The organism is Mucilaginibacter terrigena, from assembly GCF_004168255.1.
Taxonomy (GTDB): Bacteria; Bacteroidota; Bacteroidia; order Sphingobacteriales; family Sphingobacteriaceae; genus Mucilaginibacter; species Mucilaginibacter terrigena.
Genome location: NZ_SEWG01000001.1, coordinates 432,713 through 457,890, shown reverse-complemented (window position 1 = coordinate 457,890; position 25,178 = coordinate 432,713). Strand labels below are relative to the sequence as shown.

The 25,178-nt window shown below is 44.0% G+C and carries 24 protein-coding genes; 9 read left to right on the top strand and 15 right to left on the bottom strand.

The window, feature by feature from the left end; genetic code table 11:
• Positions 1-9 precede the first annotated feature (9 nt).
• The 3 genes from EWM62_RS01915 to EWM62_RS01905 are packed head-to-tail and all read left to right on the top strand — an operon-like array spanning position 10 to position 2,324.
• Positions 10-429, top strand: a complete 420-nt coding sequence (locus EWM62_RS01915; protein ID WP_129874942.1) for an L-rhamnose mutarotase — start codon at positions 10-12, stop codon at positions 427-429.
• A gap of 54 nt (positions 430-483) precedes the next feature.
• On the top strand, positions 484-963 hold the full coding sequence (locus EWM62_RS01910) for a nucleotidyltransferase (protein WP_129874941.1): 480 nt from the start codon (positions 484-486) through the stop codon (positions 961-963).
• Positions 964-1,022: 59 nt separating this feature from the next.
• Complete coding sequence (locus EWM62_RS01905) at positions 1,023-2,324, top strand: DEAD/DEAH box helicase (RefSeq protein WP_129874940.1); 1,302 nt, start codon at positions 1,023-1,025, stop codon at positions 2,322-2,324.
• A gap of 153 nt (positions 2,325-2,477) precedes the next feature.
• On the opposite strand, the gene EWM62_RS01900 is transcribed toward EWM62_RS01905, so the two are convergent.
• Both EWM62_RS01900 and EWM62_RS01895 read right to left on the bottom strand, forming a co-directional pair.
• Complete coding sequence (locus EWM62_RS01900; RefSeq protein WP_203234960.1) at positions 2,478-3,758, bottom strand: DNA polymerase Y family protein; 1,281 nt, start codon at positions 3,756-3,758, stop codon at positions 2,478-2,480.
• A gap of 132 nt (positions 3,759-3,890) precedes the next feature.
• Entirely contained in the window at positions 3,891-4,415 is a 525-nt protein-coding gene (locus tag EWM62_RS01895; RefSeq protein ID WP_129874939.1) for a DinB family protein, read from the bottom strand.
• Positions 4,416-4,552: 137 nt separating this feature from the next.
• On the opposite strand from EWM62_RS01895, the gene EWM62_RS01890 reads away from it, so the two are divergent.
• Complete coding sequence (locus EWM62_RS01890; protein WP_129874938.1) at positions 4,553-6,202, top strand: hypothetical protein; 1,650 nt, start codon at positions 4,553-4,555, stop codon at positions 6,200-6,202.
• 14 nt (positions 6,203-6,216) lie between these two features.
• On the opposite strand, the gene EWM62_RS01885 is transcribed toward EWM62_RS01890, so the two are convergent.
• Positions 6,217-7,623 (bottom strand): hypothetical protein, encoded by a 1,407-nt coding sequence (locus tag EWM62_RS01885; RefSeq protein WP_129874937.1) that lies wholly within the window; start codon positions 7,621-7,623, stop codon positions 6,217-6,219.
• Between the two features lie 525 nt (positions 7,624-8,148).
• Here EWM62_RS01885 and lepA point away from each other — a divergent pair.
• Entirely contained in the window at positions 8,149-9,936 is a 1,788-nt protein-coding gene (lepA, locus tag EWM62_RS01880; protein ID WP_129874936.1) for a translation elongation factor 4, read from the top strand.
• Positions 9,937-10,047: 111 nt separating this feature from the next.
• Positions 10,048-10,929: a bifunctional 5,10-methylenetetrahydrofolate dehydrogenase/5,10-methenyltetrahydrofolate cyclohydrolase gene (locus EWM62_RS01875; RefSeq protein WP_129874935.1), complete on the top strand. Its 882-nt coding sequence runs from the start codon at positions 10,048-10,050 to the stop codon at positions 10,927-10,929.
• A 129-nt stretch (positions 10,930-11,058) separates the two neighbouring features.
• Here the strand turns inward: EWM62_RS01875 and EWM62_RS01870 are convergent, their stop codons facing one another.
• Together EWM62_RS01870 and EWM62_RS01865 are read right to left on the bottom strand one after the other, a co-directional pair.
• Positions 11,059-11,394 carry a Rieske (2Fe-2S) protein gene (locus EWM62_RS01870; protein ID WP_129874934.1) on the bottom strand — a complete coding sequence of 112 codons (336 nt, stop codon included), beginning with the start codon at positions 11,392-11,394 and terminating at the stop codon, positions 11,059-11,061.
• 6 nt (positions 11,395-11,400) lie between these two features.
• A complete protein-coding gene (locus EWM62_RS01865; RefSeq protein WP_129874933.1) occupies positions 11,401-12,162 on the bottom strand; it encodes a Rho GTPase-activating protein in 762 nt (253 codons plus the stop codon).
• A 190-nt stretch (positions 12,163-12,352) separates the two neighbouring features.
• Between EWM62_RS01865 and EWM62_RS01860 the strand changes: the two genes are divergently transcribed.
• A complete protein-coding gene (locus EWM62_RS01860; RefSeq protein WP_129874932.1) occupies positions 12,353-12,976 on the top strand; it encodes a 7-carboxy-7-deazaguanine synthase QueE in 624 nt (207 codons plus the stop codon).
• A gap of 39 nt (positions 12,977-13,015) precedes the next feature.
• Positions 13,016-14,920, top strand: coding sequence for an OmpA family protein (locus tag EWM62_RS01855; RefSeq protein WP_129874931.1), 1,905 nt, complete (start codon positions 13,016-13,018; stop codon positions 14,918-14,920).
• A gap of 89 nt (positions 14,921-15,009) precedes the next feature.
• On the opposite strand, the gene rplT is transcribed toward EWM62_RS01855, so the two are convergent.
• The 10 genes from rplT to EWM62_RS01805 all read right to left on the bottom strand — a co-directional run bounded on the left by rplT (position 15,010) and on the right by EWM62_RS01805 (position 24,014).
• Positions 15,010-15,354, bottom strand: a complete 345-nt coding sequence (gene rplT / locus EWM62_RS01850) for a 50S ribosomal protein L20 (RefSeq protein ID WP_067059791.1) — start codon at positions 15,352-15,354, stop codon at positions 15,010-15,012.
• 76 nt (positions 15,355-15,430) lie between these two features.
• Positions 15,431-15,631: a 50S ribosomal protein L35 gene (rpmI, locus tag EWM62_RS01845; RefSeq protein WP_067193247.1), complete on the bottom strand. Its 201-nt coding sequence runs from the start codon at positions 15,629-15,631 to the stop codon at positions 15,431-15,433.
• 94 nt (positions 15,632-15,725) lie between these two features.
• Entirely contained in the window at positions 15,726-16,292 is a 567-nt protein-coding gene (gene infC, locus EWM62_RS01840; protein ID WP_067059793.1) for a translation initiation factor IF-3, read from the bottom strand.
• Position 16,293: 1 nt separating this feature from the next.
• Positions 16,294-18,219 (bottom strand): threonine--tRNA ligase, encoded by a 1,926-nt coding sequence (gene thrS / locus EWM62_RS01835; protein ID WP_129874930.1) that lies wholly within the window; start codon positions 18,217-18,219, stop codon positions 16,294-16,296.
• Positions 18,220-18,503: 284 nt separating this feature from the next.
• Positions 18,504-19,037, bottom strand: coding sequence for a DinB family protein (locus EWM62_RS01830; protein WP_129874929.1), 534 nt, complete (start codon positions 19,035-19,037; stop codon positions 18,504-18,506).
• 384 nt (positions 19,038-19,421) lie between these two features.
• Positions 19,422-20,375: a D-2-hydroxyacid dehydrogenase gene (locus tag EWM62_RS01825; RefSeq protein ID WP_203234959.1), complete on the bottom strand. Its 954-nt coding sequence runs from the start codon at positions 20,373-20,375 to the stop codon at positions 19,422-19,424.
• A gap of 92 nt (positions 20,376-20,467) precedes the next feature.
• Positions 20,468-21,535, bottom strand: a complete 1,068-nt coding sequence (gene serC / locus EWM62_RS01820) for a 3-phosphoserine/phosphohydroxythreonine transaminase (protein WP_129874928.1) — start codon at positions 21,533-21,535, stop codon at positions 20,468-20,470.
• Between the two features lie 198 nt (positions 21,536-21,733).
• A complete protein-coding gene (gene rpe / locus EWM62_RS01815) occupies positions 21,734-22,384 on the bottom strand; it encodes a ribulose-phosphate 3-epimerase (RefSeq protein WP_129874927.1) in 651 nt (216 codons plus the stop codon).
• 161 nt (positions 22,385-22,545) lie between these two features.
• Positions 22,546-23,202: a 3-oxoacid CoA-transferase subunit B gene (locus tag EWM62_RS01810; protein WP_129874926.1), complete on the bottom strand. Its 657-nt coding sequence runs from the start codon at positions 23,200-23,202 to the stop codon at positions 22,546-22,548.
• A gap of 107 nt (positions 23,203-23,309) precedes the next feature.
• On the bottom strand, positions 23,310-24,014 hold the full coding sequence (locus EWM62_RS01805) for a CoA transferase subunit A (protein ID WP_129874925.1): 705 nt from the start codon (positions 24,012-24,014) through the stop codon (positions 23,310-23,312).
• 442 nt (positions 24,015-24,456) lie between these two features.
• On the opposite strand from EWM62_RS01805, the gene EWM62_RS01800 reads away from it, so the two are divergent.
• Positions 24,457-24,996 carry a hypothetical protein gene (locus EWM62_RS01800; RefSeq protein ID WP_129874924.1) on the top strand — a complete coding sequence of 180 codons (540 nt, stop codon included), beginning with the start codon at positions 24,457-24,459 and terminating at the stop codon, positions 24,994-24,996.
• The last annotated feature ends 182 nt before the right edge of the window (positions 24,997-25,178 follow it).

Here is a 25,178-nt window from a genome sequence, read left to right as displayed (position 1 = left end):
CATAAGCTTATGAAAGTCTTTTTTATAGCAATAGCAGTTTGCTTATTTGCGGCAGGCTGCACAAATCCAAACGCTTCCGGTCCGCAGCGTGTACAGCGCTACGCAAGTATTACTGGTTTAAACCCGGATAGCGTGCAGGTTTATAAGGATTTACACGCCCACGCATGGCCGGCGGTGTTAAAAAAGATAAAGGAATGCAACATCCGCAATTATTCCATTTACATTAAACAGATAGACGGTAAGCCCTACCTGTTCAGCTATTTTGAATATTCAGGCACTGATTTTAACGCCGATATGAAAAAAATGGCCGCCGACCCCAACACCCAAAAATGGTGGAGACGTACCGACCCAACCCAAATCCCCTTGCCCGATGCCGCCGCCAAAGGCAAGATCTGGAGTGAGATGGAAGAGGTGTTTCATACGAAGTAAATTGCTGATTTCACCTTTTTATTTAAATTTGAAGCAGCTATTAGTAAATAACCTGTGGACATCTTTGATAAAGACATTTTAAGTTTCTGGAAAGCCCTTCGGGAAAATAACGTGCAATATATTGTGGTTGGTGGTTTTGCTGTAAACCTTCATGGGTTTCAGCATTTTTCAGACGATTTAGACATATGGCTAAATGATACTGTAGAAAATAGAAAAGCCTTCAGAAATGCCCTTGTGGATTGCGCTATGGGCGATTATCCAATGATAGAACAAATGCAATTTTCGCCAAATTGTACGGAATTTATTTTACATAACGGTCTCCGGTTAGATGCGCTTACCAACTTGACATGCCTTGAAAATTACACCTTTGACGAGTGCTTATCCATGGCTTCCTTTGCAGATATCGAAGGTATAAGCGTTCCGTTCTTGCACATTGATCAACTCATCCAAAATAAAAAGGTCATCAATCGCCCCAAAGACCAAATTGATGTTGATGCACTTGAAAAGATCAAAAAATTAAGAGAGGAGGGCTAATACATCCATCAATTGATGTTGGATAATTAAGTAGCGGGTTTAGCTTATCTTTGCGGCTTATGATACAGCAAGCCCTACAAAACTTAAAGATCCATGCCTTAAATCCCATGCAGGAGGCTGCCATTGCCGCCGCCAAAAAAGGCGACGTGATACTGCTTTCGCCTACCGGGTCGGGTAAAACACTGGGGTTTTTGCTGCCATTATTGGATTTGCTGGATGCCAAAATACCAACCGTACAGGTAATGATACTGGTGCCATCGCGCGAGCTGGCTTTACAGATAGAGCAGGTGTTTCGCGGTATGGGCAGCGGCTTTAAGGTGAATTGCTTTTACGGCGGGCACCCGCTAAAGATAGAGCTGAATAGTTTATCGCAGCCGCCGGCCGTTATTGTGGGTACCCCCGGCCGTATTACGCACCACATGCGCCGCGAAACCTTTGACACAAGCACGGTTACTACGCTGATACTGGATGAATTTGACAAGTCGCTGGAGTTTGGTTTCCAGGTAGATATGGCCTACATCATCAGGCAGTTGCCTAATCTTAAAAAACGGATCCGTACATCGGCCACGCAAATGGACCAGATCCCATCCTTCACTGGCATTAACCGCCCTGCAAGGCTGGATTACCTTACCCACGCGGCCTCCACCCCCGACCTTAAACAAAAAGTAGTGATATGCGAGCCTGCCGACAGGCTCGACGCCCTGTTCGCGCTTATTTGCAAGATAAGCGATAAGCCAACCCTGGTGTTTTGCAACCATCGCGAAGCGGTTGACCGCATAAGCGACCTGTTGTATGACATGGGCCTGCCCCACGATATTTTTCACGGCGGTATGGAGCAGGACGACCGCGAACGTGCCCTGCTCAAATTCAGGAACGGCAGCCACCATATATTGATTACTACTGATCTGGCCTCCCGCGGGCTGGATATCCCCGAGATAGAGCATGTGGTGCATTACCAGCTGCCCCATAACCAGGAGGCATTTATTCACCGCAATGGCCGCACGGCAAGGATGCATGCCACAGGAACCTCGTACCTGCTGTTAGCGCCGGGTGAGAAACCCGATTACCTGACTGATATCCCTGAGGAAGAAATACTACCCCAAAAAACGGTTATCCCGCCGCTATCGCCATGGGCTACGGTTTACATCGCCGCAGGCAAAAAAGATAAAATTAACAAGGTTGATATTGTAGGCCTGCTGCTGAAAAAGGGCGAGCTGGCCAAAGAAGACCTGGGTTTGATAGAAGTGCTCGATCATTCTTCATACGTCGCCGTAAAGCGTAACCTGATAGAACGTACCGTAGCTTTGGTAAAAAACGAGAAGATAAAGGGCAGGAAGATCAAGATAGATGTATCGAGGTAGGCAAGCTAAATTATATTATGCTGCCGCGAGCTTTTAGCTCGTGGTGTGGCACACAGTCAGCTTTCAGCTGACGCAAGCTGAAAGCTTTTGCATAGTGGCCACCACGAGTTACGCTACGCTAAACTCGCGGGAGCGGGCAATTAAAGGATAAATTTACACCGTTTTATAATCAAGGTCGGTCAGATCCTTTACCGAGCCAAAGCCTATTACATCCTTTATCACCTTACCATCCGTCATCTCAACAGCGCGGATCAGCTTATCAGAACCAAACCTGTCCTTTATCTGGTGCATGGTCTTCAGTGCGGTTTCTTTTCGGTCCATGTCTTCAAACAAGCTATAAAGCATATTGCCGTTGTTCACAAAATTGGTAACCGCCACACGCATTTGCGTTATTTGGGTATTCATTACAGGCACGTTGCCGGTTTTTTCTTCAAATTTGGCTATGCGGATGCGGATCATCCGCATCAGGCTGATGGCATCCTGCACGGGCGTACTTATGGTAAAGGCATCGTCCCAGCGGGTATCGTCGGCATAGCGGGCGGTAAACCCAACAGATTTACAATAGAACTTATGGTGTACCATGCGTTTTTCCAGCGTTAGGCACAGGGTCATAAACAACTGGTCGATGTAATTGATATGTTTGCGCTTTTCGGCCGAGATCTGCCGCATGGCCTGCATACCTTTGTATTCGTGCGCTACAATATTGGTTTCAATAAAATTAAGCCGGTAGTGCCAGTAAACGCCGTCAATGCTTTTAAAAATGGCCCGTAAACGTTCGGGCGGGGTGTAGCGCATTTCCAGCGGGGTTTTTACCCCTGCCCGCTCCAGCCGGTACGACATGTTGGCCCCTATACCCGGCAGGTCGCCCAATTTAAGCTCGCTTAAAACCGAATCGATGTTCTGCGGGGTTATCATCATCAGCCCGTTCTTTTTTTTCCCGCGCACCGATGCCAGTTTGGCCAAAAAAGCATTTGGCGCTATCCCCACCGAGCAGGTAAGCCAGTCGCCCACCTTTGTCAGGATATCGCTTTTGATATTCATGGCCATTTGCATAGGGTCTACATTTTCGTAATTGCTAAAGTTGATAATGGCCTCGTCGATACTTTTGGGCACCACATCGTTGCAATACGTGCGCATAATGTTTATTATTTTGGTGTGGTACTCGCGGTAACGCGCAGGGTTGCTTTCAACGGGTACAAGATCGGGGCACTGGGCCATGGCATCATTTAAACGCATACCCGCCTTAAGGCCCCGCTCTTTAGCCTCGGTAGACAGGGATATCACGCAGCCGTATTTACCTGTGTAAACACAAACACCAACCGGGCGGCCGCGCAGCCAGTAATTTGCCTGCTGCTCGCAACGGGCAAAATAACTGTTCATATCAACAAACAGTACCCGCGCTTCGGCTTTTATCTCTATCTTGTTTTGGTTCACCCAACAAAATTGCTAATTATTTTAGCAAATGCAAGCTTTTATTGATAAATAAAATATTCATCTAAAATAAGCTCCAACAAAAATGCCATCCCGAAACCCGGCATGGCATCCCTGTTAAATTTTAAAAACTGCTTAAAAAAGCATTTCGGGTGGTGGGGTTACACCTTTTAAGCGCAGGTAAATGGTTGTTTGCCCGCGGTGGTGGGTTTGGTGCTCAAAAGCTTTGGCTAATAACAACCCCCTGGTTGCTTTCCTGGCACCCATGGCAACTTCTTCCTGGAACTGCGCATCAGTCATGCCCTGGATAGTGCTGATAGCAAAATCGTAGCTGTCCATCACTGCTTTTGTGGTTGCTTCTTTGGTTTGCGCTACGGTTTTTTCTACCGATACACCTTTACCCAAAGGGCTCTCCTTGCCACTTGCCGTAACAATAAAAAAGTAGTTAGCATCGGCTAAGTGCAAAAACTGTTGTGCAAATGTGCGTACTTCTGGTGTAGCTTTAAAGGCAAAACCATCAGCAGGCATAGCATCAAGGTAAGCTTTGGTGTAAGCTTTGGCGCGTGTCCACTCGGCAACGGTTTGATCTTTGGTGATCTGTGCAAAAGCCGAACTTCCCGCCAGGATCAATAAGGCAAATACAAATGTTAGTTTTTTCATAATAAGGTTGTTTTTTAAGAAGAATAAAGATAGTGCTTTGCTTTAAATTAAACATCTTAAAAACCATTAATATACTTATTGAGTACAAAAGCATATATATTTGAGCAATAGCTTTAATACCTGATAGCAAAAAAAGGATGGATATACTGTTCGGTCAGCGTTGGATATGCACAGTACTGGTAGCCGTACTGGGGTTTTCGCGCTGCGGTGTCAAACCTGTACCCCCCTCTGTTAAGGATACCGTTAAAGTGATAAGCCCCGCCCAGGCAAACACTACCGACAGCAACCAAACACCGCTTAAAAACATGTTTGGCATTAACAGCTACGAGTGGAACTTTTTAGAAAACCCCGCCGCGCCAAACAACCGCGACCACATCTACGAAGCCAATATGGCGCTTATTAAAAGCTTTAGCGCGGTTAGGCATTATTTAAACTGGAACAAGCTGGAAAATACCCAAGGTAATTACACTTACAACCCCACCAATAACGGTAGTTGGTATTACGATATCATTTACAGCCGCTGCAAACAGGATGGGATCATGGTTTTGGCCGATATCAAAAACCTGCCCGTTTGGATGATGGACACCTACCCTGCCGGCGAACGCGACGACGAGAATGTACCGGCGGCCTACGGCGCTAACCGTTTGTTGCCTGCATCATATATAATACAGGCGCGCACGGCTTTCCAGTTTGCCGCGCGATATGGTTATAACACGCATATAAGCCCCGATATGGTAAAAGTGGATAGCCGCCCCCGCTGGAATAACGATGCGGTGAACACTGTTAAATTTGGACTTGGCCTTATAAAATACATAGAATGCGGCAACGAGCCCGACCGCTGGTGGAAAGGCGATAAAGCCACGCAAACACCCGAGGAATACGCCGCGAATATGTCGGCGTTTTATGATGGGCACAAAGGTACGCTGGGCAGCAATGCCGGCGTAAAAACCGCCGACCCAAGCATGGTTGTGGTTATGGGCGGCCTGGCTACTGCCGATGTAAAATATGTGCAGCGGATGATAGACTGGTGCAAAACCAACCGTGGCCTTAAAGCCGATGGCAGCATAAACCTTTGCTTTGATGTGATCAACTATCACCTGTACGCAAACGATGGTAATATATTTACACATCAGCGCGCCTCAACCGGTGTAGCGCCCGAGCTGACCATATCCGGCAGTGTGGCCGATGGGTTTGTGAAACTGGCAAATGGGCTAAAGAACAAACCTGGGGTTTGGGTAACCGAAACCGGCTACGATATAAACCAGCAAAGCTACCAGCATGCGCCGCCAATAGGTAACAAATCCGCATTAATAACACAGGCCGACTGGATATTGCGCTCGTCGTTAATGTATGCCCGGCATGGGATAAAGCGCCTGTTTTTTTACCAGTTATTTGATGCAACGCCCAATAACCCCGAACAGTATTCAACATCGGGCCTGGCCGAAGGCACCAAACGCCGCCCCGCTGCCGATTATATATTGCAGGTAAATAAGCTGATGGGCAATTATACCTACACAGGCACCATCAATGCCGACCCGTTAGTGGACAGGTACCAATCAGGCAAAAATACAATATACGTGCTTACTATTCCCGATCAGGTTGGCCGAACGGCTGATTATACACTCCATTTGGATGCAGGGGCAAAGGCTGTTATTTATAGTTTGAAACCCGGTGCCGGTGCTATGGTTAGCAGTGAAGTAAGCCCTGTAAACGGAGAATTAAAAATTGTGGCTACGGAAACGCCGGTTTTTGTGAAGATATTAGAGAAACAATATAACATTAGATAATCTTAGTATTCTAATTATTGGATAGAATGCTTTTTGATAATTTCTACTATAAGTGGAACGCTTATCTTAGTTCCAACGTCGAGAATCCATTTCCCACAATTTTCTAAGTGTTTTAAGAAAGTTTTTGGGTCATTGTTATCAGTAGCCTTTTTCATCTCTTCCACATTATGTGTTACTATGCTGTCGTTATTTTCACTTTTATTAATAGATAGAAGCAACATCAATTCATCATTTAATTCTTTTAAATTAAGTTCTTTATCATTAATAATACCTTGGAAGTTAAAAGTATTTGTGCCGGCGCCGCTATTCTCTTGGTTGATAACTTGAGAACCGCTGATATTCTGAGTTATATTCATATCGCTTTTTTCTATAAAATTGTTTATGAAATTAATTGTTTTTTGCTCAATCTGAGGCCTGAAATTTAAATTATTAATTTTATCTTTTAATAAGTCAAGTTCACCAGGTTGGAATTGCAAGAATAAATTTTTTAAATAATCATATATGCCTTCGTGATCTTGATAAGAAATATTTTGTTCGCTTTTTAAAATTGTCGTGATTGCTTTGTTAAGATATTTTTGCAAAATGTCAGACTGCGTCGACGAAGAAATCTTAATATTATTGTCACTAATTCCTTTGAAAATTATTTTCAAACTTTCATATTCTGAGTGAAATCTAAGAAAACTAATTCTCAACTCTCTATCAAAAGAATTGTTATTGTTCTTACTTCTTTGTTGATGTATCCAAATTCTTAAAGATTTGTTATTGTGATTATGCCAAAAACCATAAAGGTTAAATTGATAGAGGTTTTCTCTGCATAATGGTTTTATAAATTTGCCATTGGTTTTTAATATTTCTGAACTATTTAAGTAAAAAAATAACTGTGGAGAGCATTCTTTAATATACTTTGTTTGATTTTGAATATCTAACTTACTCGTTTTCGACGATGTCATTAAATATAACGTTTTAAGCGATTTTGAGATTCTTTCAAAAGTTGTATTCGTGTACTTGTAGTTTTCGTTTCTCACGTCAATTTTCGAAAGTAAAATGCAACTTATAACTTTTTGTAATTTAATATAATTTAGTTCTATGTTTTTTAAGTTAGAGACAAACACAAACTCATATTTAGTTAAAATATAGTTTTCCGAAGAAAACTGATGTTTAGAAACATTTTTTAATTTAATTCCTGTTTCTGGTAAAATGATGGGATAAGACATTCGCACGCCTTTTTTTATATTACATATAAAATTTTCTCCAATCCAGTTATTGATTCCCCTTTTATTTCTTGGAATAATTGGCCCAGATCCACGTACAAATTCTTTGTGTGGAAATGGAGAGGGCCAAGATGGAGATGTTAGAAGATTTTCACTTAATCCGGCTAAGCTTCTAAAATCAACTAAAGAGAACTGTAAAAATATTACCATATAAAAAACCTTAAAGTGGCTAACACTTTAAGGCTGACTTTAACTCTTTCCTATTAAGGCATTAAAATGAATTTTCTGTTCAATTAATCACTTACTATCCACCTTTCATGAAATTGGTGTTATTTACTACTGTTAGTGATTGCATATTCGAATTTGTTAATTATACATTAAACATATAGTCCTATACTATTCGTTTAGCTGCAACACGTAAAATCTATTTTGGATTTTACAATCTTTAAGTTGCTCATTCATAATTATTAAAATTAAATAAATTAAACTGTTAATAACTCGATTAATATGCTGGTACATTTATGTACAGCATCAGAGATCAAAAAGTCATTTAGATTTATGGGTCCTATGCCCAATTCAAATATATTAAATATTGACAATATTTAATATATGATTTAACGAAATATAAATCGAATACTTCTTAATTCTATGAAACCCCAAATTTGATAACTATAATTAATGATCATTGATTATTGATACCAAATTATCCGCTTAAAAAGTTATTTTTGCGCTTGAATGAAGCACATACGTAATTTTTGTATAATAGCACATATTGACCACGGCAAAAGTACCCTTGCCGATAGGTTATTAGAATATACCGGCACCATTACCCAGCGCGAAAGCCAGGCACAATTGCTTGATGATATGGACCTGGAGCGCGAGCGCGGCATTACCATAAAAAGCCACGCCATACAGATGGATTATGAGCTGGATGGGCAGAAGTACGTCCTGAACCTGATAGATACCCCCGGCCACGTTGATTTTTCATACGAAGTATCCCGCTCTATAGCAGCCTGCGAGGGTGCATTGCTTATTGTTGACGCGGCGCAAGGCATACAGGCGCAAACCATATCTAACCTTTATTTAGCGTTAGAGAACGACCTGGAAATTATCCCGGTACTTAACAAAATGGACCTGCCCGGTGCTATGCCCGAGGAAGTTAAAGACCAGATAGTTGAGCTGATAGGCTGCAAACGCGAAGAGATCCTGGCCGCATCGGGTAAAACCGGTATGGGTGTACATGATATACTGCGTGCTATTGTTGAGCGTGTACCCGCCCCTGTCGGCGACCCGGAAGCGCCTTTGCAGGCATTGATCTTCGATTCGGTTTATAACTCTTTTCGTGGCATTGTGGCTTACTTTAAAGTGGTGAATGGCGAGATCCGCAAGGGCGATAAAGTAAAATTCTTTGCTACCGAAAAGCAATACATAGCCGAGGAAGTTGGAACGCTTAAACTGAAACAACTGCCAAAAGACGTTATCAAAACGGGTGACGTAGGTTATATCATCTCGGGCATCAAAGAATCGCGCGAGGTAAAGGTTGGCGATACCATCACCACTATTGCCCGCCCATGCGAACAAGGTATCCAGGGGTTTGAGGAAGTAAAACCAATGGTATTTGCGGGAATCTACCCGGTTGACACCGAGGATTACGAAGAACTGCGCGAATCGATGGCCAAATTACAGCTGAACGATGCATCATTGGTTTTTGAGCCGGAGTCATCGGCGGCATTAGGTTTTGGTTTCCGTTGTGGTTTCCTGGGCATGCTGCACATGGAGATCATCCAGGAACGCCTGGAGCGCGAGTTTGACATGACGGTTATTACTACCGTGCCCAACGTGTCGTACATCGCTTACACCACCAGGGGCGAACCCATAACGGTTAACAATCCATCAGACCTGCCCGACCCCAGTAAGATAGATTTTGTTGAAGAACCTTATATCAAAGCCACTATCATCACCAAATCAGATTTTGTTGGCCCGGTTATGTCGCTTTGTATCCAGAAACGCGGGTTCATCAAAAACCAATCGTACCTGACATCCGACAGGGTCGAGCTGACCTTCGAGATGCCAATGGGCGAAATCGTATTTGATTTTTACGATAAGCTGAAAACCATTTCAAAAGGCTACGCCTCCTTCGATTATCACCAGATAGGCTACCGCCAATCGGATCTTGTCCGTTTGGATATCAAACTGAACGCCGAGCCGGTTGATGCGTTATCATCATTGATCTTCCGTGGCAACTCTTACGATTTTGGTAAGAAGATCTGCGAAAAGCTGAAGGAACTTTTGCCGCGCCAGCAATTCGAGATCATTATACAGGCATCAATAGGTGCCAAAATTATCGCCCGCGAAACGGTTAAGGCTTTACGTAAGGATGTGACCGCCAAATGTTATGGTGGCGATATCTCGCGTAAGCGTAAACTTTTGGAAAAACAGAAAAAAGGTAAAAAACGCATGCGCCAGGTTGGTAACGTAGAGATACCACAAAGCGCGTTTATGGCGGTTTTGAAATTAGATTAATTCGCCCCCGGCCCCCTGAAGGGGGAGCTTTTTGAAAAGCATCTGGTATGGGTATTATATAAATATTACAAACTTTTGTGCCCCCTTTAGGGGGTTAGGGGGCTTCGCTTTATGCAATTACTCGACGGAAAATACGTATCAGAAAAATTAAAGGTTGAAATAGCTGAAGAAGCAGCTGAAATTTTGGCGCGCACGGGCCGCAAGCCGCATTTAGTAGCCGTTTTGGTTGGCCACGATGGCGGCAGCGAAACCTATGTTGCCAGCAAAATGAAAAACTGCGAAAAGGTAGGTTTTAAATCTACCCTGGTACGTTACGAGGATACGGTTAGCGAGGATGAACTGCTTGCTAAAGTAGCTGAACTAAATGCTGATGCTGATATCGACGGTATCATCGTACAGCTTCCCCTGCCAAAACATATCGACCCTGAGAAAGTAACTGAGCGTATCGACCCGAGGAAGGACGTTGACGGTTTCCACCCGGTTAACCTGGGCCGCATGCAACGTAACCTGCCATCGTTTATACCTGCTACCCCTTATGGCATCACCTTAATGCTGAAAGAGTATGGTATCGATACTGTGGGTAAGCATTGCGTGGTTGTAGGCCGCAGCAATATTGTAGGTTCGCCTATGAGTATATTAATGGCACGCAACACTACCCCCGGTAACTGTACCGTAACTATTTGCCATAGTCGCACCCCTGATATTAAAAAATTTACGCTTGATGCCGATATCCTGATCGTAGCAATCGGTAAAAAGAATTTCATTACCGCCGATATGGTTAAAGATGGTGTTGTGGTCATAGACGTAGGCATGAATCGCGAAACCTCAACCGTTACCAAATCGGGTTACAAGCTTTATGGCGATGTTGACTTTGAAGGCGTATCTCCCAAAGCCTCATGGATTACCCCTGTACCCGGCGGTGTTGGTTTAATGACGATTATCGGGTTGTTGAAAAATACTTTAGCTTCGGCTAATAAAGCGGTGTACGTTTAGCTTTACGCAGTCGCTCGGCTCATGCTGGGTGACCGTTATTATAAGGCCTCCGGCCTATTTTATACATACTGCGGCCAGAGGCCGGTTAATAGTGATCACCCGGCAAGAGCCGGGCGATTGCGAATGGGTTTATTTACCTGTAAACACCCTATCCCAAAACGTCTCTATTCCCACATACACCTCTCCTGCTCTTATTTCAACAGCATAGCTGTCTACATAATCGTTTTGGCCGGGGCTGCCTTTGCCTGTTTGGAGGTCATAACTATAGCGATGGATTGGACATATCAACTTCCCCTCCTTACACCAGCCCCCGCTTAACTCGGCGCCTGCATGCGGACAGGTAGAGCCCAAGGCGTAAAGCTTGTCTTCATAGCCAATAATGATGATGCCTTTACCGCTTACCTTTACTTTTTTAATAAATGGTTCGCCGGTAAGCACGATACCGGGCACAGGGTACCATTTCATAAAATGCTAAAAATCTATTTTGAGGTTCATTAAGGCTGGATTTTTCATCACCTCATCCATGGTAGTTACAAGCATAACACTCTTTCTATCGGCCGACACTATGGCTTTCGAATTATCAACTTTTTTAACCGGTTTGGTAAAATTCAATATTACCTTATAAGGCATATCAATCAGCATAGCCTTGGCCATGGCAAATTTAGAACCTGCCTTTTTCAAAAAAGCGTTAAACTTATCCTTATCTATAATGCGGTAAAACTTATGGTCGGTTATTTCATAGGTGTAATAGCTTTGCCCGGTTATCAGCGGCTGCGCGTCAAAAGCGTTCACTTTATCATTTTTGGTGACATTGTTTAGCTGGCTATTCATGGATATGCTGCTCAAATGCTGCAGGTAGTATTGCAGGTCGGCGGCGTTCTTGGCTTCGTGCATAATGCTCACCTTCATAATGTTCTTCTTCAGGTCCATTTTAACAGCAAGGTCGCTGCTAAGGGCCATTTTCATTTCTTCGGCATTCATTTTTCGTGAGATGCTGTCGGGCAGGGCGCTGTAAAAATTAAGGGTAGTATCTTTTACCATGCCAAATTGCGATGTTTCGCGTACCGAATCAGTCATCAGGTTCATCAATACCGATACAGCCCTGCTCATATCAAAACCATAAACCACGTTGCAGGCGCCATCGGCTTTAAAATCGTAACGTTCCTCGATGTCCACGCATGAGCTGAGGCAAAAGAATGCAAAAAATACAATGGGGATGTATAGTTTCTTCATGCGACAAAATTTATGTAATAATAGTTAATTTACCCGAAAGCAAAAAGAGTTTAAACAGTTGAACAGTAAAAGTCCAAGTATTAAAACTTTAATAATCCTGTATAATATTATCTGTTCAATCTCACAATCCAAACCATTTACCTTTCGCCTTTTACCTTTAACCTCAAAAAGTTTACCTTTGCGCCTTATTATGGCACACCAGGTTCCGGACGACGGCACATTGCTTCCTTTGATGGAAGAGTTTTATACGATACAGGGCGAGGGATACAATACCGGCAAAGCTGCTTATTTTATCCGCCTGGGCGGCTGCGATGTGGGCTGCCACTGGTGCGATGTTAAGGAAAGCTGGGATGCCGAACTGCACCCGCTTACCGCTGCAGATGTTATTGTAGAAAATGCTTCGAGGTTCCCATCTAAAGCTGTTGTGGTTACCGGCGGCGAACCCTTGATATATAACCTCGATTATCTCACCCAAAACCTGCAGCAAAAAGGCATTAAAACTTTTATCGAAACATCTGGCGCTTACCCTCTTTCGGGTAACTGGGACTGGATCTGCCTGTCACCAAAGAAATTTAAAGCGCCCATGCAGGTTGTAGCCGATAAGGCCGATGAGTTAAAGGTGATCGTATTCAACAAATCGGACTTTGTCTTTGCCGAGCACAATGCCAAACTGGTTGGCCCAAATTGTAAGCTGTATCTACAGCCTGAGTGGTCTAAACATACCGAAATGACGCCGCTGATTGTGGACTATGTAATGGCCAACCCCCGGTGGGAAATATCCCTGCAAACGCACAAATACTTAAATATCCCTTAATAGTGTAACTTAGTGTATTGATTATCGTATCAGTTACTAATGCGTAAAACCTGTCTACTGCTTATTTCCATGGCTTTGTTATCTGTACGTGTATTTGCCCAGCAAAGGCAATATTCTACTACGGATAAAGAGGCTATTAAATACTTTGCGCTGGCAAACCAAAGCCTTGATGAGCATTTGTATGACGATGCCATTAGCCAGTTAGAACAAGCCATTAAAATAGATTCAAAATTTGTGGAGGCCCACGCCCAGTTAGCCGATGTTTTGCGTATGAGGCATATTTACAAACCTGCTATTACCCACTTCCTGAAAGTTATTGAACTTAACCCCGAGTATAACCGCTCTGTATATTTAAAAATTGGCGAAATTGAGATCACCAGTGCCATGTACGAGGCTGCCCAGCGCCACCTGGAAAAATATTTAACCTACCCAAACATTACCGCGCAAAACCAGGCTTATGCTCAAAAACTAATTGCCGATTGTAAGTTCAGTATCCAGGCTTTAACCCACCCTGTAGCTTTTATGCCAATAAATATGGGGCCTGAAATTAACACCGACGCTGATGAGTACCTGCCTGTTGCAACAGCCGATGAAGGTACACTGATCTTCACCCGTAAGATAGGTAACAACGAGGATTTTTATAAAAGCATTAAGTTAAATAATAACTGGCAAAAAGCTGATTATCTGAGTAATATCATAAACACACCAACCTTTAACGAGGGGGCACAGTCTATCTCGCAAGATGGCAAATACCTGTTTTTTACAGGCTGTAACCGGCCCGATGGTTTGGGCAGATGTGATATTTATATCGCCCAAAAAAGAGGCGACGACTGGGCAAAACCATTCAGTTTAAGTTCGCCGGTAAACACCTCGGGCTGGGAGGCGCAGCCATCCATCAGCGCCGATGGCCGTACCCTTTATTTTGTAAGTAACCGCAAAGGCGGATACGGGGGCTACGACATCTGGAAATCGACCCTTAGCGAGCAAGGCTGGGGAGTGCCGGAAAACATGGGCCCCGAGATCAATACCGCTTACGACGAGCAATCGCCATTTATCCACCCGGACGACAATACTTTCTATTTTTGCAGTAACGGCTGGCCGGGTATGGGTAATAAAGATCTTTTTGTGAGCCGGTTAGGCAAAGATGGTAAATGGGGTAAACCCGAAAACCTGGGTTCGCCTATCAACTCCAGCGGAGATGAAAATGGGTTAACGCTTACTGCAAACGGCTCGTACGCTTTCTTTTCCTCAAATAATTTAAAAGGTTTTGGCGGATATGACATCTATACCTTCGAGCTGCCCCCTAACCTTCGGCCTAACATCGTAACGTATGTAAAGGGTACTGTGGCCGATAAAAACACAAAAGCTCCCTTAGAAGCCGCTGTTGAGATCATCGACCTGCAAAAAAATATCGCCGTTTACCAGGATTACAGTTCGGAAGATGCGGGCGCGTTCCTGGCTACGCTATCTGCCGGCAAAAACTATGGCTTAAATATTTCAAGAGAAGGCTATTTATTCTATTCGGATAATTTTTCGCTGATGGGGCTTAAAGATAAAAAGGCGTTTAACCTGTCGGTATTGTTATCACCTATCGAAGTTGGTAATAAGGTGATCTTAAAGAATATCTTTTTTGACACCAACAAATTTGAACTGAAGGCCGAATCAAAGGCCGAACTGCTGAAATTAATAGAATTTCTACGACTTAACCCTACAGTAAAGATCGAAATATCCGGCTTTACGGATGATGTTGGCAATACAGCAGCAAATGTAGCCCTTTCCGAAAAAAGGGCTAATTCGGTATATCAATATCTATCGGCTAATGGTATTTTGGCAAGCCGCCTGGTTTATAAAGGATATGGCGAAGCGCAGCCTATAGCGCCAAACACATCTGAGGATAACCGCGCTTTAAACAGGCGCACCGAGTTTATGATCATCGCCAAATAGTTTCGGCTAAACCTAAAACAAAATCCCGATAACTTTACAGCTATCGGGATTATTATAAGTCCGTTTCCGGATTTTATATTATCTGCTGATTACTTTACAGCGTCAATGATCGCTTTGAAAGCATCAGGATGGTTCATCGCCAAATCAGCTAATACCTTACGGTTTAAACCAATTTCTTTAGCGGCTAACTTACCTATCAATTGAGAGTAAGAGATACCGTGCTGACGAGCACCTGCGTTGATACGTTGGATCCATAAAGCCCTAAACTCGCGTTTTTTGGTCTTACGGTCACGATACGCGTATTGTAAACCTTTTTCTACTGTGTTTTTAGCAACGGTGTAAACCTTGCTTCTTGAACCCCAATAACCTTTGGCGAGGTTCATGATCCTTTTCCGGCGTCTTCTCGACGCAACTGCGTTAACTGAACGTGGCATGTTGTGTTGTTTTTGGTAGTGAGTGCCCCTCTCGGGATCTTCTGTACTCTAATACCTGGTTAAAAAATTTGTTTGATTACTTGCCTATGCAAAGCATACGTTTAACATTACCTAAGTCAGCTTTTGATACTAAGCTGGTGTGACTAAGGTTACGCTTGCGTTTTGTCGACATCTTGGTTAAGATGTGGCTTTTGAAAGCATTCTTTCTGGCAATTTTACCGGTTCCAGTAAGCTTAAAACGCTTTTTTGCACTGGAATTGGTTTTCATTTTTGGCATAACTCTATTTATTTGTTTTTAGATGATTTACGTTATCTCAACGTTTTATTTTAATCTGCACATCTGCACATCCGCACATTTGCACATCTAATATTTATTTCTTCTGAGCTTTTGAAGCAACCGTTAAAAACATACGTTTACCTTCCAGCTTTGGTAATTGCTCTACCTTACCTAATTCTTCAAGCGCCTGTGCAAAACGCAGCAATAATATCTCGCCTTGTTCTTTGTAAACAATTGCACGGCCTTTAAAGTGTACGTAAGCCCTTACCTTTTCGCCGGCTTCCAAAAACTTTTGCGCATGCTTTAATTTAAATTCAAAGTCATGGTCATCAGTGTTCGGCCCGAAACGGATCTCTTTAATTACGGTTTGCTTGGCATTGCTTTTTATCTCTTTAAGCTTCTTCTTTTGCTCGTAAACGAATTTGTTATAATCGGTTACTTTACAAACGGGAGGTACAGCGTTTGGAGAGATCTCAACCAGGTCAAGTTCTTGTTCCTGTGCGATGGCCAAGGCATCTCTTAATGAGAATATGCCCTGCTCAACGTTATCACCTACAAGGCGCACTTCTTGTGCACGTATGAATTGATTGATGTTATGTTCGGCTTCTTTTTTCTTAAATGGAAGCCTGGGTCCTCTGTTGAAAGGTTTGTTTAAAGCCAAGTTATACTGTTATTTCTTTAATTATTTGTTTTTTAAAATCCTCAATGCTCATGCTTCCCAAATCGCCTGTACCATGCCTGCGCACCGAAACCAACCCTTCGGTTGCCTCTTTTTCGCCTACAATCAGCATATATGGGATCTTTTTAACTTCAGCGTCGCGTATTTTACGACCTATTTTTTCGTCTCTAAAGTCAATCAGCCCGCAAATATCGGAATCTTTTAACTCATCTGAAAGTTTTTTTGCATAATCTTCATACTTTTCGGATATCGGCAGGATAATAAATTGCTCTGGTGATAACCAAAGCGGGAAATTACCCGCGCAATGCTCTATCAATACGGCAACAAAACGTTCCAGCGAACCAAATGGCGCCCTGTGGATCATTACCGGGCGGTGTTTCTGATTATCAGCACCTGTATATTCCAGTTCGAAACGCTCGGGTAAATTATAATCTACCTGGATAGTTCCCAATTGCCATTTACGACCAAGCGCATCCTTCACCATAAAATCAAGCTTAGGGCCGTAAAAAGCCGCCTCGCCGTATTCAACTACAGTGGTCAGGTTCTTTTCGGCAGCAGCCTCTATGATTGCACTTTCTGCCAGGGCCCAGTTCTCGTCGGTGCCGATGTATTTGGTCTTATTATTCGGGTCGCGCAGCGATACTTGTGCGGTATAACTGTCGAAACCTAAAGCTGCAAACACATAAAGCACCAGGTCTATAACTTTTTTAAACTCTTCTTTTACCTGGTCGGGGCGGCAAAATAAGTGCGCGTCGTCCTGTGTAAAGCCACGAACACGGGTTAAACCGTGCAGCTCGCCGCTTTGCTCGTAACGGTAAACAGTACCAAACTCTGCCAAACGCACCGGAAGGTCCTTGTAAGAGCGTGGTTTTGTTTTATAGATCTCGCAGTGGTGCGGGCAGTTCATCGGTTTTAAGAAGAACTCCTCTCCCTCCTGCGGGGTTTTTATCGGCTGGAATGCATCGGCACCATATTTTTCGTAATGGCCCGATGTTACATACAGGTTTTTATGCCCGATATGTGGTGTAATAACCTGCTCGTAACCGGATTTCACCTGTGCTTTCTGCAAAAAGTTAGTCAGGCGCTCGCGCAAAGCGGTACCCTTAGGCAGCCACAACGGCAGGCCCATGCCAACTTTTTCGCTAAACGCAAACAGTTCCAATTCCTTGCCCAGTTTACGGTGGTCGCGTTTTTTGGCTTCCTCAATCAGGTGCAGGTAATCGGTAAGTTCGCTCGCCTTGGGGTAAGTAACCCCGTAGATGCGTGTAAGCTGCTTGCGGCTTTCGTCGCCACGCCAGTATGCACCGGCAACGCTCATCAGCTTTACAGCCTTTATAGCGCCTGTATTGGGGATATGCGGGCCGCGGCACAGATCGGTAAAGTTACCTTGTGTGTAAAAAGTGATGCTGCCATCAGGCAGGTCCTTGATCAGGTCGAGCTTGTACTCGTCCCCTTTCTCGGTAAAATATGCTATCGCATCGGCTTTGCTAACCGGCTTGCGGATGTATTCGTTTTTGGCTTTGGCCAGTTCGATAACCTTGTCTTCGATCTTCTTGAAATCATCTGACGAGAAAGGCTTATCACCAAAGTCAACATCGTAATAAAATCCGGTTTCGATAGCCGGGCCAATACCAAATTTGGTACCGGGGTACAAAGCCTCTAATGCTTCGGCCAGTAAGTGGGCGGACGAGTGCCAATAGGTTGCTTTACCCTTTGCATCGTTCCAGGTTAATAATTTGACGCTCGAATCTTCTTCAATTGAGCGGCTGGCATCCCAAACCTCGCCGTTTACTTCGGCAGCTAATACGTTACGTGCTAAACCTTCGGAGATAGACAGCGCTATCTGCATGGAAGTAATCCCTTTATCGTATTCACGAACGGAACCATCAGGAAGTGTAATACTAATCATCTACAACTATGATTTAAATTTTAATAAATAATGAATTATAAAACCAATCGCATACTAACGCGATTTGAACTTATCGCAAAAATAGGATTTTATTTATACGGGGAAAGTAAATTATGCTTTTTGATAGAAGGTGGGTTTTGTCACGCAAAGACCCTAAGACGCAAATAAGGTTTGTCAGTCTGAGCTTGTCGAAGACCTATACATCTCGCTAATGGTTCGACAAGCTCACCATGACAATTTCAGTAAGATACGGCGTCTTTGCGCCTTTGCGTGAAACCTCTATATTACATCGTCAAATACTTAGCCCTTATTAAATTATAATGGTGCATTTCGTGCCCGGCAATGTGGTAGGCCAGCGCGCGTACCGTTGCATCGTTAGCCGTGCCTGTGCCATGCCCCATCCTGTCGAAGGCTTCTTCGGGCAGGCCGTTGAACAGGGCGATGGTCGACCGTCTTACGGCTTCATACTCTTCAAATATGTTATCCAGGTCGCGGGCATCGCCGCCCGAGTATTTGGCGTAGCTGTCCTGATCGAAGCCTATCAGGTTTTGCTTTTCGTTACGGGCAAAACGCAGGGCACGGTACGCAAAAATGCGTTCATCATCAATAATATGCACCAGCACTTCCTTTATACTCCATTTGCCCGGCGCGTAGCGGCGTAGCAAGGTGGTCTCCGGTAATGAATAAATGAGTTCCTTTACCCGGTAGAAGTTATTTTGCAGGTACTTTAATATCAGGCCGTCGGTAGGCAAAAGCTTCATATACATAACGGCATATTCGGGGTAGTCGCCGGGTTTGGGTGGATGGATTATTCGCATATTTACAGACGTTTATTATTGGTAAAAATACGGATTAAATGCAGTAAATGCATCTTAAGGAGCGTGGTTGCGGGGTATGAAGCAATATCCCGATAGTAAAGTGTTAGTTAATGCTCCGTTAGGGTTGGTAGTGTGCTATACGAGCCGTCAGTGGATGTTCTTTTTCTTTTCTCTCAAAAGAAAAAGAACCAAAAAGAAAAGTCGCAGCTGCGCCCTGCTCTGTGAAAGTCAGTGCTTTACCAGTTGCTGTGCTACCCGAACAGGCCAATGCTGCATTTTAAAGTGACCTTCCGTTCGTCAGGCTCTTTTTTATACAAAAAGCCCTATGCTATTCGCAAAGGGCTTTCAATTTATCAATCCTTCGACAAGCTCAGGACAACAATATTATTTATTAAAATGGCCGATAATCAAGCTGGCCAGTTCAACACCTATCCGCTCCTGGGCCTCGTTTGTGGCGGCGCCGATGTGCGGGGTAAGCGAAATTCTTGGATGAGATAATATCTCCTGGCGCGGGGTTGGTTCGTTATCAAACACATCTAACGCTGCGTATGATACCTGGCCGCTGTCAAGGGCTTCTATCAATGCAAGCTCGTCTATTAAACCACCACGGGAGATATTGATCAGTTGGACGCCTTTTTTCATTTGCGCCAGTTCCTGGGCACCAATAAGGGCTTTGTCTATAAATGGTGTGTGCAGGGTAATAAAATCAGCGGTTTTTATGATCTCATCAAGCGTTGAGGTTTTAACGGTTACGTTTACCTTGGTGCCACCTGTGCCTAACACAACCTCCACTTCGGGATTAAATGGGAACAGATCGTAAGCGATAACATTCATACCAACACCAATGGCAATTTTGGCAACCTCGCGACCGATGCGGCCAAAACCTACAATACCCAATGTTTTGCCACGCAGCTCGACACCTTTGGCATAAGCCTTTTTCAGGTCGTTAAATTTGGTGCCGCCATCAACAGGCATTTTGCGGTTGCTATCGTGCAGGAAACGCACACCTGTAAATAGCTGCGCGAAAACCAGTTCGGCAACTGATAATGAAGACGAAGCCGGTGTGTTGTACACGCCAATGCCTTTTGATTTGGCATATTCTACATCAATATTATCAACACCTACCCCACCGCGGCCAATAAGCTTTAGGTTCGGGCATGCATCGATAAGGGCTTTACGCACCTTGGTAGCGCTGCGTACGGTAATGGCATCAAACTCCTTTAAACGTATAGGCAATTCATCCTGCGGGATGTTATTGGTTTCTACAAAAAACCCGGCATCTTCCAACATTTTTTTACCTATTGGGTCGATACCATCGTTAGCTAATATTTTGATCATGATTTTTTATGTTCATTAGTTCATTTGCTCATTAGTTCATTGGTGCGCTTTGCTACTAATGAACAAATGAACCAGTGAACCAATGAACTAACTTATTTATTTTTCTCAGCAAACTCGCGCATGGCGTCAATCAGCACGTAAACGCTGGTTATTGGCAACGCGTTGTATATAGAAGCGCGGAAACCGCCTACGCTCCTGTGGCCTTTTAAGCCTACTATGCCTTTTTCGTCGCATAGTTTCAGGAATGGCTTTTCGTGCTCCGGGTTTTCAGATACAAAGCAAACGTTCATACGCGAACGGTCTTCAACCGCGGCAACCGCTTTAAATAAAGGGTTACGGTCAATTTCCTCATAAAGCACTTTTGCCTTCTCGTTGTTCTCTGCCTCGATAGCAGGAACTCCGCCTTTTGCCTTTAACCACTTAAGGGTAAGCATAGATACGTAGATGGCGAAACAAGGAGGCGTGTTATACATCGATCCGCCTTCTATTTGCACCTGGTAGTTAAACATAGCCGGTATTTTACGGCCGGTTTTACCAAGCAGGTCATCTTTAACAATTACCAGGGTAACACCGGCCGGGCCCATGTTTTTCTGAGCGCCGGCGTAGATCAGGCCAAAATCTGCAACGTTTACCGTACGGCTGAAAATATCAGATGACATATCGCAAACCACCGGCACAGGCGATTTTGGGAAATGCTGCAACTGTGTACCGTAAATAGTGTTATTTGATGTGATGTGGAAATAAGCCGCATCGGTTGGGATGGTGTAATTTGTAGGGATATAGGTAAAGTTGCTTTCTTTTGAAGTGGCAACAATTTCTACATCGCCAAAAAATTTGGCCTCTTTAATGGCTTTGTTTGCCCAAACACCGGTTTCCAGGTAAGCGGCTTTGCCACCATCAGGTAGAAGGTTGTAAGGCGCTAAAGCAAACTGTGTGCTTGCACCACCTTGTAAAAACAAAACAGAATAACCTTCAGGGACGCTGAAAAGTTCTTTCACGAGGCTTACGGCTTCATCCAATACTGCTTCAAACTCTGATGAACGGTGCGAGATCTCCAACAGGGAAAGACCCGTTCCGTTAAAATCAATTACTGCAGCAGCAGCCTGTTTTAAAACTTCGTGTGGTAGTATGCCGGGGCCGGCACCGAAATTATGTTTCATAATGTTGAACTATATATTGACTAATGACTAATTATCAACTTTGTATTAAGAAAGGCCGAAGTTAATAAATTCGACAAATTTTATAGAGTATTTTTTCAGATTTTATAAAAAAGCAGATTTTTGTTGGAAAAAGCCCTTTGATTGCAATTATGATATTACAAGGGCCTTAGAGGGGCTTAAAATTATCAGCCTGATAATTTACGATCGCTTTAATTCGGCGATAGCAGCGGGTTGGTCTGCCGCCGAAAACACCGAATTACCCGCTACAAAAACGTTGGCACCAACTTCTATCAGCTTCGCGATGTTTTGGCTGCCCACCCCGCCGTCAACCTCAATGTAAAGGTTTGGGTTGGTATTGGCGCTCATGGCTTTAACCTCGGCAACCTTGGTATAGGTATGCTCTATAAACTTTTGCCCGCCAAACCCGGGGTTTACCGACATTACCAGCACCAGGTCTACATCGGCAATAATATCTTTTAATAGGGCTGTGGGCGTAGCAGGGTTTATGGCCACCCCTGCCCTGCAGCCCAGCTGTTTAATGGCTTGTATAGTGCGGTGCAAATGCGGGCAGGCTTCGTAATGTACTGTAATGCTATCAGCACCGGCTTCAGCAAAATCCTTGAGGTACCGATCGGGGTTTACTATCATCAGGTGCACATCCAGCGGCTTGGTAGCGTACTGTTTGGCAGCCTTTACCACCGGGAAACCAAACGAGATGTTGGGCACAAACATCCCATCCATAATATCCACATGAAACCAGTCGGCCTGGCTGTTATTGATCATTTCAACATCGCGCTGCAGGTTTGCAAAATCGGCAGATAATATAGAAGGTGCTATCAGGTGGTTCATAGCGGTAAATATAGGAAGAATGGTTGTAAAGGTTATAGTTGTTGAAAAGGTTTGAAATTATTAGGAACTGCAATAATATCGAACACCGAATGTTAAATATAGCGTGATGAAGTTGAAATTCGATATTCAACATTCGAGATTCATTATTCCTTTCCTGTTTTTTATATCACCATCTCCGGGATCTCGCCTTCAATAATCAACTTACCCGCCGTGGCGGCTTTAATTTCTTCAACTGTAACACCGGGGGCACGCTCCAATAGCCTGAAACCACCTTCGGGCAGTACATCAAGCACAGCCAGTTCGGTCACAATTTTTTTAACGCAATTGATACCTGTTAACGGCAACGTGCAATTTGGTAACAGTTTGGATTCGCCGGCTTTGTTTACATGCTGCATGGCTACAATAATGTTTTCTGCGGATGCCACCAGGTCCATAGCGCCGCCCATTCCTTTTACCATTTTACCAGGGATCTTCCAGTTGGCAATATCGCCTTTCTCGGATACCTCCATAGCGCCCAGGATGGTTAGATTCACCTTTTTTGCGCGGATCATCCCGAAGCTCAGCGCCGAATCAAATACCGCCGAGCCCGCCAGCTTAGTAATGGTTTGTTTGCCCGCGTTAATGGTATCCGGGTCTTCTTCGCCTTCGAAAGGGAATGGCCCCATGCCCAGTAAGCCGTTTTCCGACTGCAATATCACATCTACCCCATCAGGTATGTAATTGGCTACCAGTGTCGGGATGCCTATACCCAGGTTAACGTAATAACCGTCCTTTATTTCTTTTGCTATTCGCTTTGCGATGCCTGTTTTATCTAACATGTTTTTTTCTACTATATGTCATTGCGAGGAACGTAGTGACGTGGAAACCTCATAGGACATACAGATATGCTGAGATTGCCGCGCTATCGCTCGCAATGACATGGTGTTTATATTTCTTCGCGTTTCCTTACCGTCCTCTGCTCTATTCTTTTTTCGTAATCCTCTCCCTGGAAAATACGGTGCACGTAAATGCCGGGGGTATGGATATTATCCGGGTCCAGTTCGCCGGGTTCTACCAGTTCTTCTACTTCGGCGATGGTTATCCTGCCCGCCATGGCCATTACCGGGTTAAAATTACGGGCTGTTGAACGGTACACCAGGTTGCCCAGCCTGTCGCCCTTCCAGGCTTTTACGATGGCAAAATCGGCATCAAACGCCATTTCCATCAGGTAATCCTTACCGTTAAAATTTCGTACCTCTTTGCCTATGGCAACTTCGGTACCTATACCTGCGGGAGTAAATATGGCCGGCATACCATAACCGGCTGCCATGCAGCGGGTAGCAAGCGTGCCTTGCGGTATCAGTTCCACTTCCAACTCGCCGCTCAGCAGCTGGCGCTCGAATACCGCATTTTCGCCTACATATGAGGAGATCATTTTTTTTACCTGGTGCTGGTGCAGCAGTAAACCAATGCCAAAATCATCCACCCCCGCGTTGTTTGAGATACAAGTAAGGTTTTTTACACCTTTTTTTACAAGGGCCAGTATGCTTTTTTCGGGCAGGCCGCACATGCCAAACCCGCCTACCATCAGGGTCATGCCGTCTTCTATATCGCGTATGGCCTCGTCGGCCCCGCTTACTACTTTGTTCATGTTGTATAATTGGTTGCGGTAAAATTAGGCATTTTGATCGAAGCCTGATACTATGCACGCATAATATTTCACCCATAGGATTTTCGGGGTGTCCCACTAAATATTACACTATACGGGACACTTATATAATTCGTTAATAATCAATTAATTGCAATTTTTATAAATTGAATTTTACCTCAACTAAAACTTCACTATATTAATATTAAATATCTGTAAATTAATATTTTATGATTTTTTACCAAGGTGTCCCACTTGTTTCTGAATGGGACAGAATGGGACACCCCCTGATTTTAGATTTTAGAATTACGATTTCGGATTTACAGAGCACTTTAAGGCCCAATCCGTCCTGAATAAAGTTTACAAGTCATTTAACTTCCAATTAAAAAAAGCAAACAAATACATAACCCGATCCTTTATCAATATATATCAATCTACAAACATCATGGCAACATATAACGACAACGAAGAGCAAAACAAACCAACCGCTTACGAAGTAAAAGACGACGATAATTTAGAGGAAAAAGACCTGCGACGTACTGCATTTATGTTTGGCAGTGAAGAGAAAAGTGGAAACGAGCCCGGCATGGAAGGTAACGGCGAAGGCGGGCAAAGCTTTGGCGAAAACAGCAATACACCATCGGGCGACGACAAAAACAATCCATCGCAAAACGCGGGTGATAATAATGGATATTTTAGCCGTACCGAACCATCTGAAGAACACCCCGAAAACAATAATTTTAAAGACCCTAACCAGTTAGGGCAGTCGAACTATACGGAATCGACAGGTGCCGCACCAACAGGGCAATCGGATAGTGAGAACGCCGCGCCTGCCAAATATGGAACTAATGAAAGCAATAACGATACGGAGGACAACCGCAACCAATCGCAGCAAAGTTACCAGGAAGGCACTGCCGATGGCAATGATGATGTGAATATCCCCGGCCCAAATGAAACGCCGGATCAGCAGAAAGTTGGGGAGTAAATTTTCAACTTTGTCATGCTGAACGTAGTGAAGCATCTATTCGCCGACATGCAAATTCGATAGACACTGTTCGCTAATAGATCCTTCGCTATCGCTCAGGATGACAAGGTTAAGAATTCATGTCGTCGCAGGGTCTCACATCGTGGACCCTGCGTTGTTTTGCATGCGGGCGCAGGGTCTCG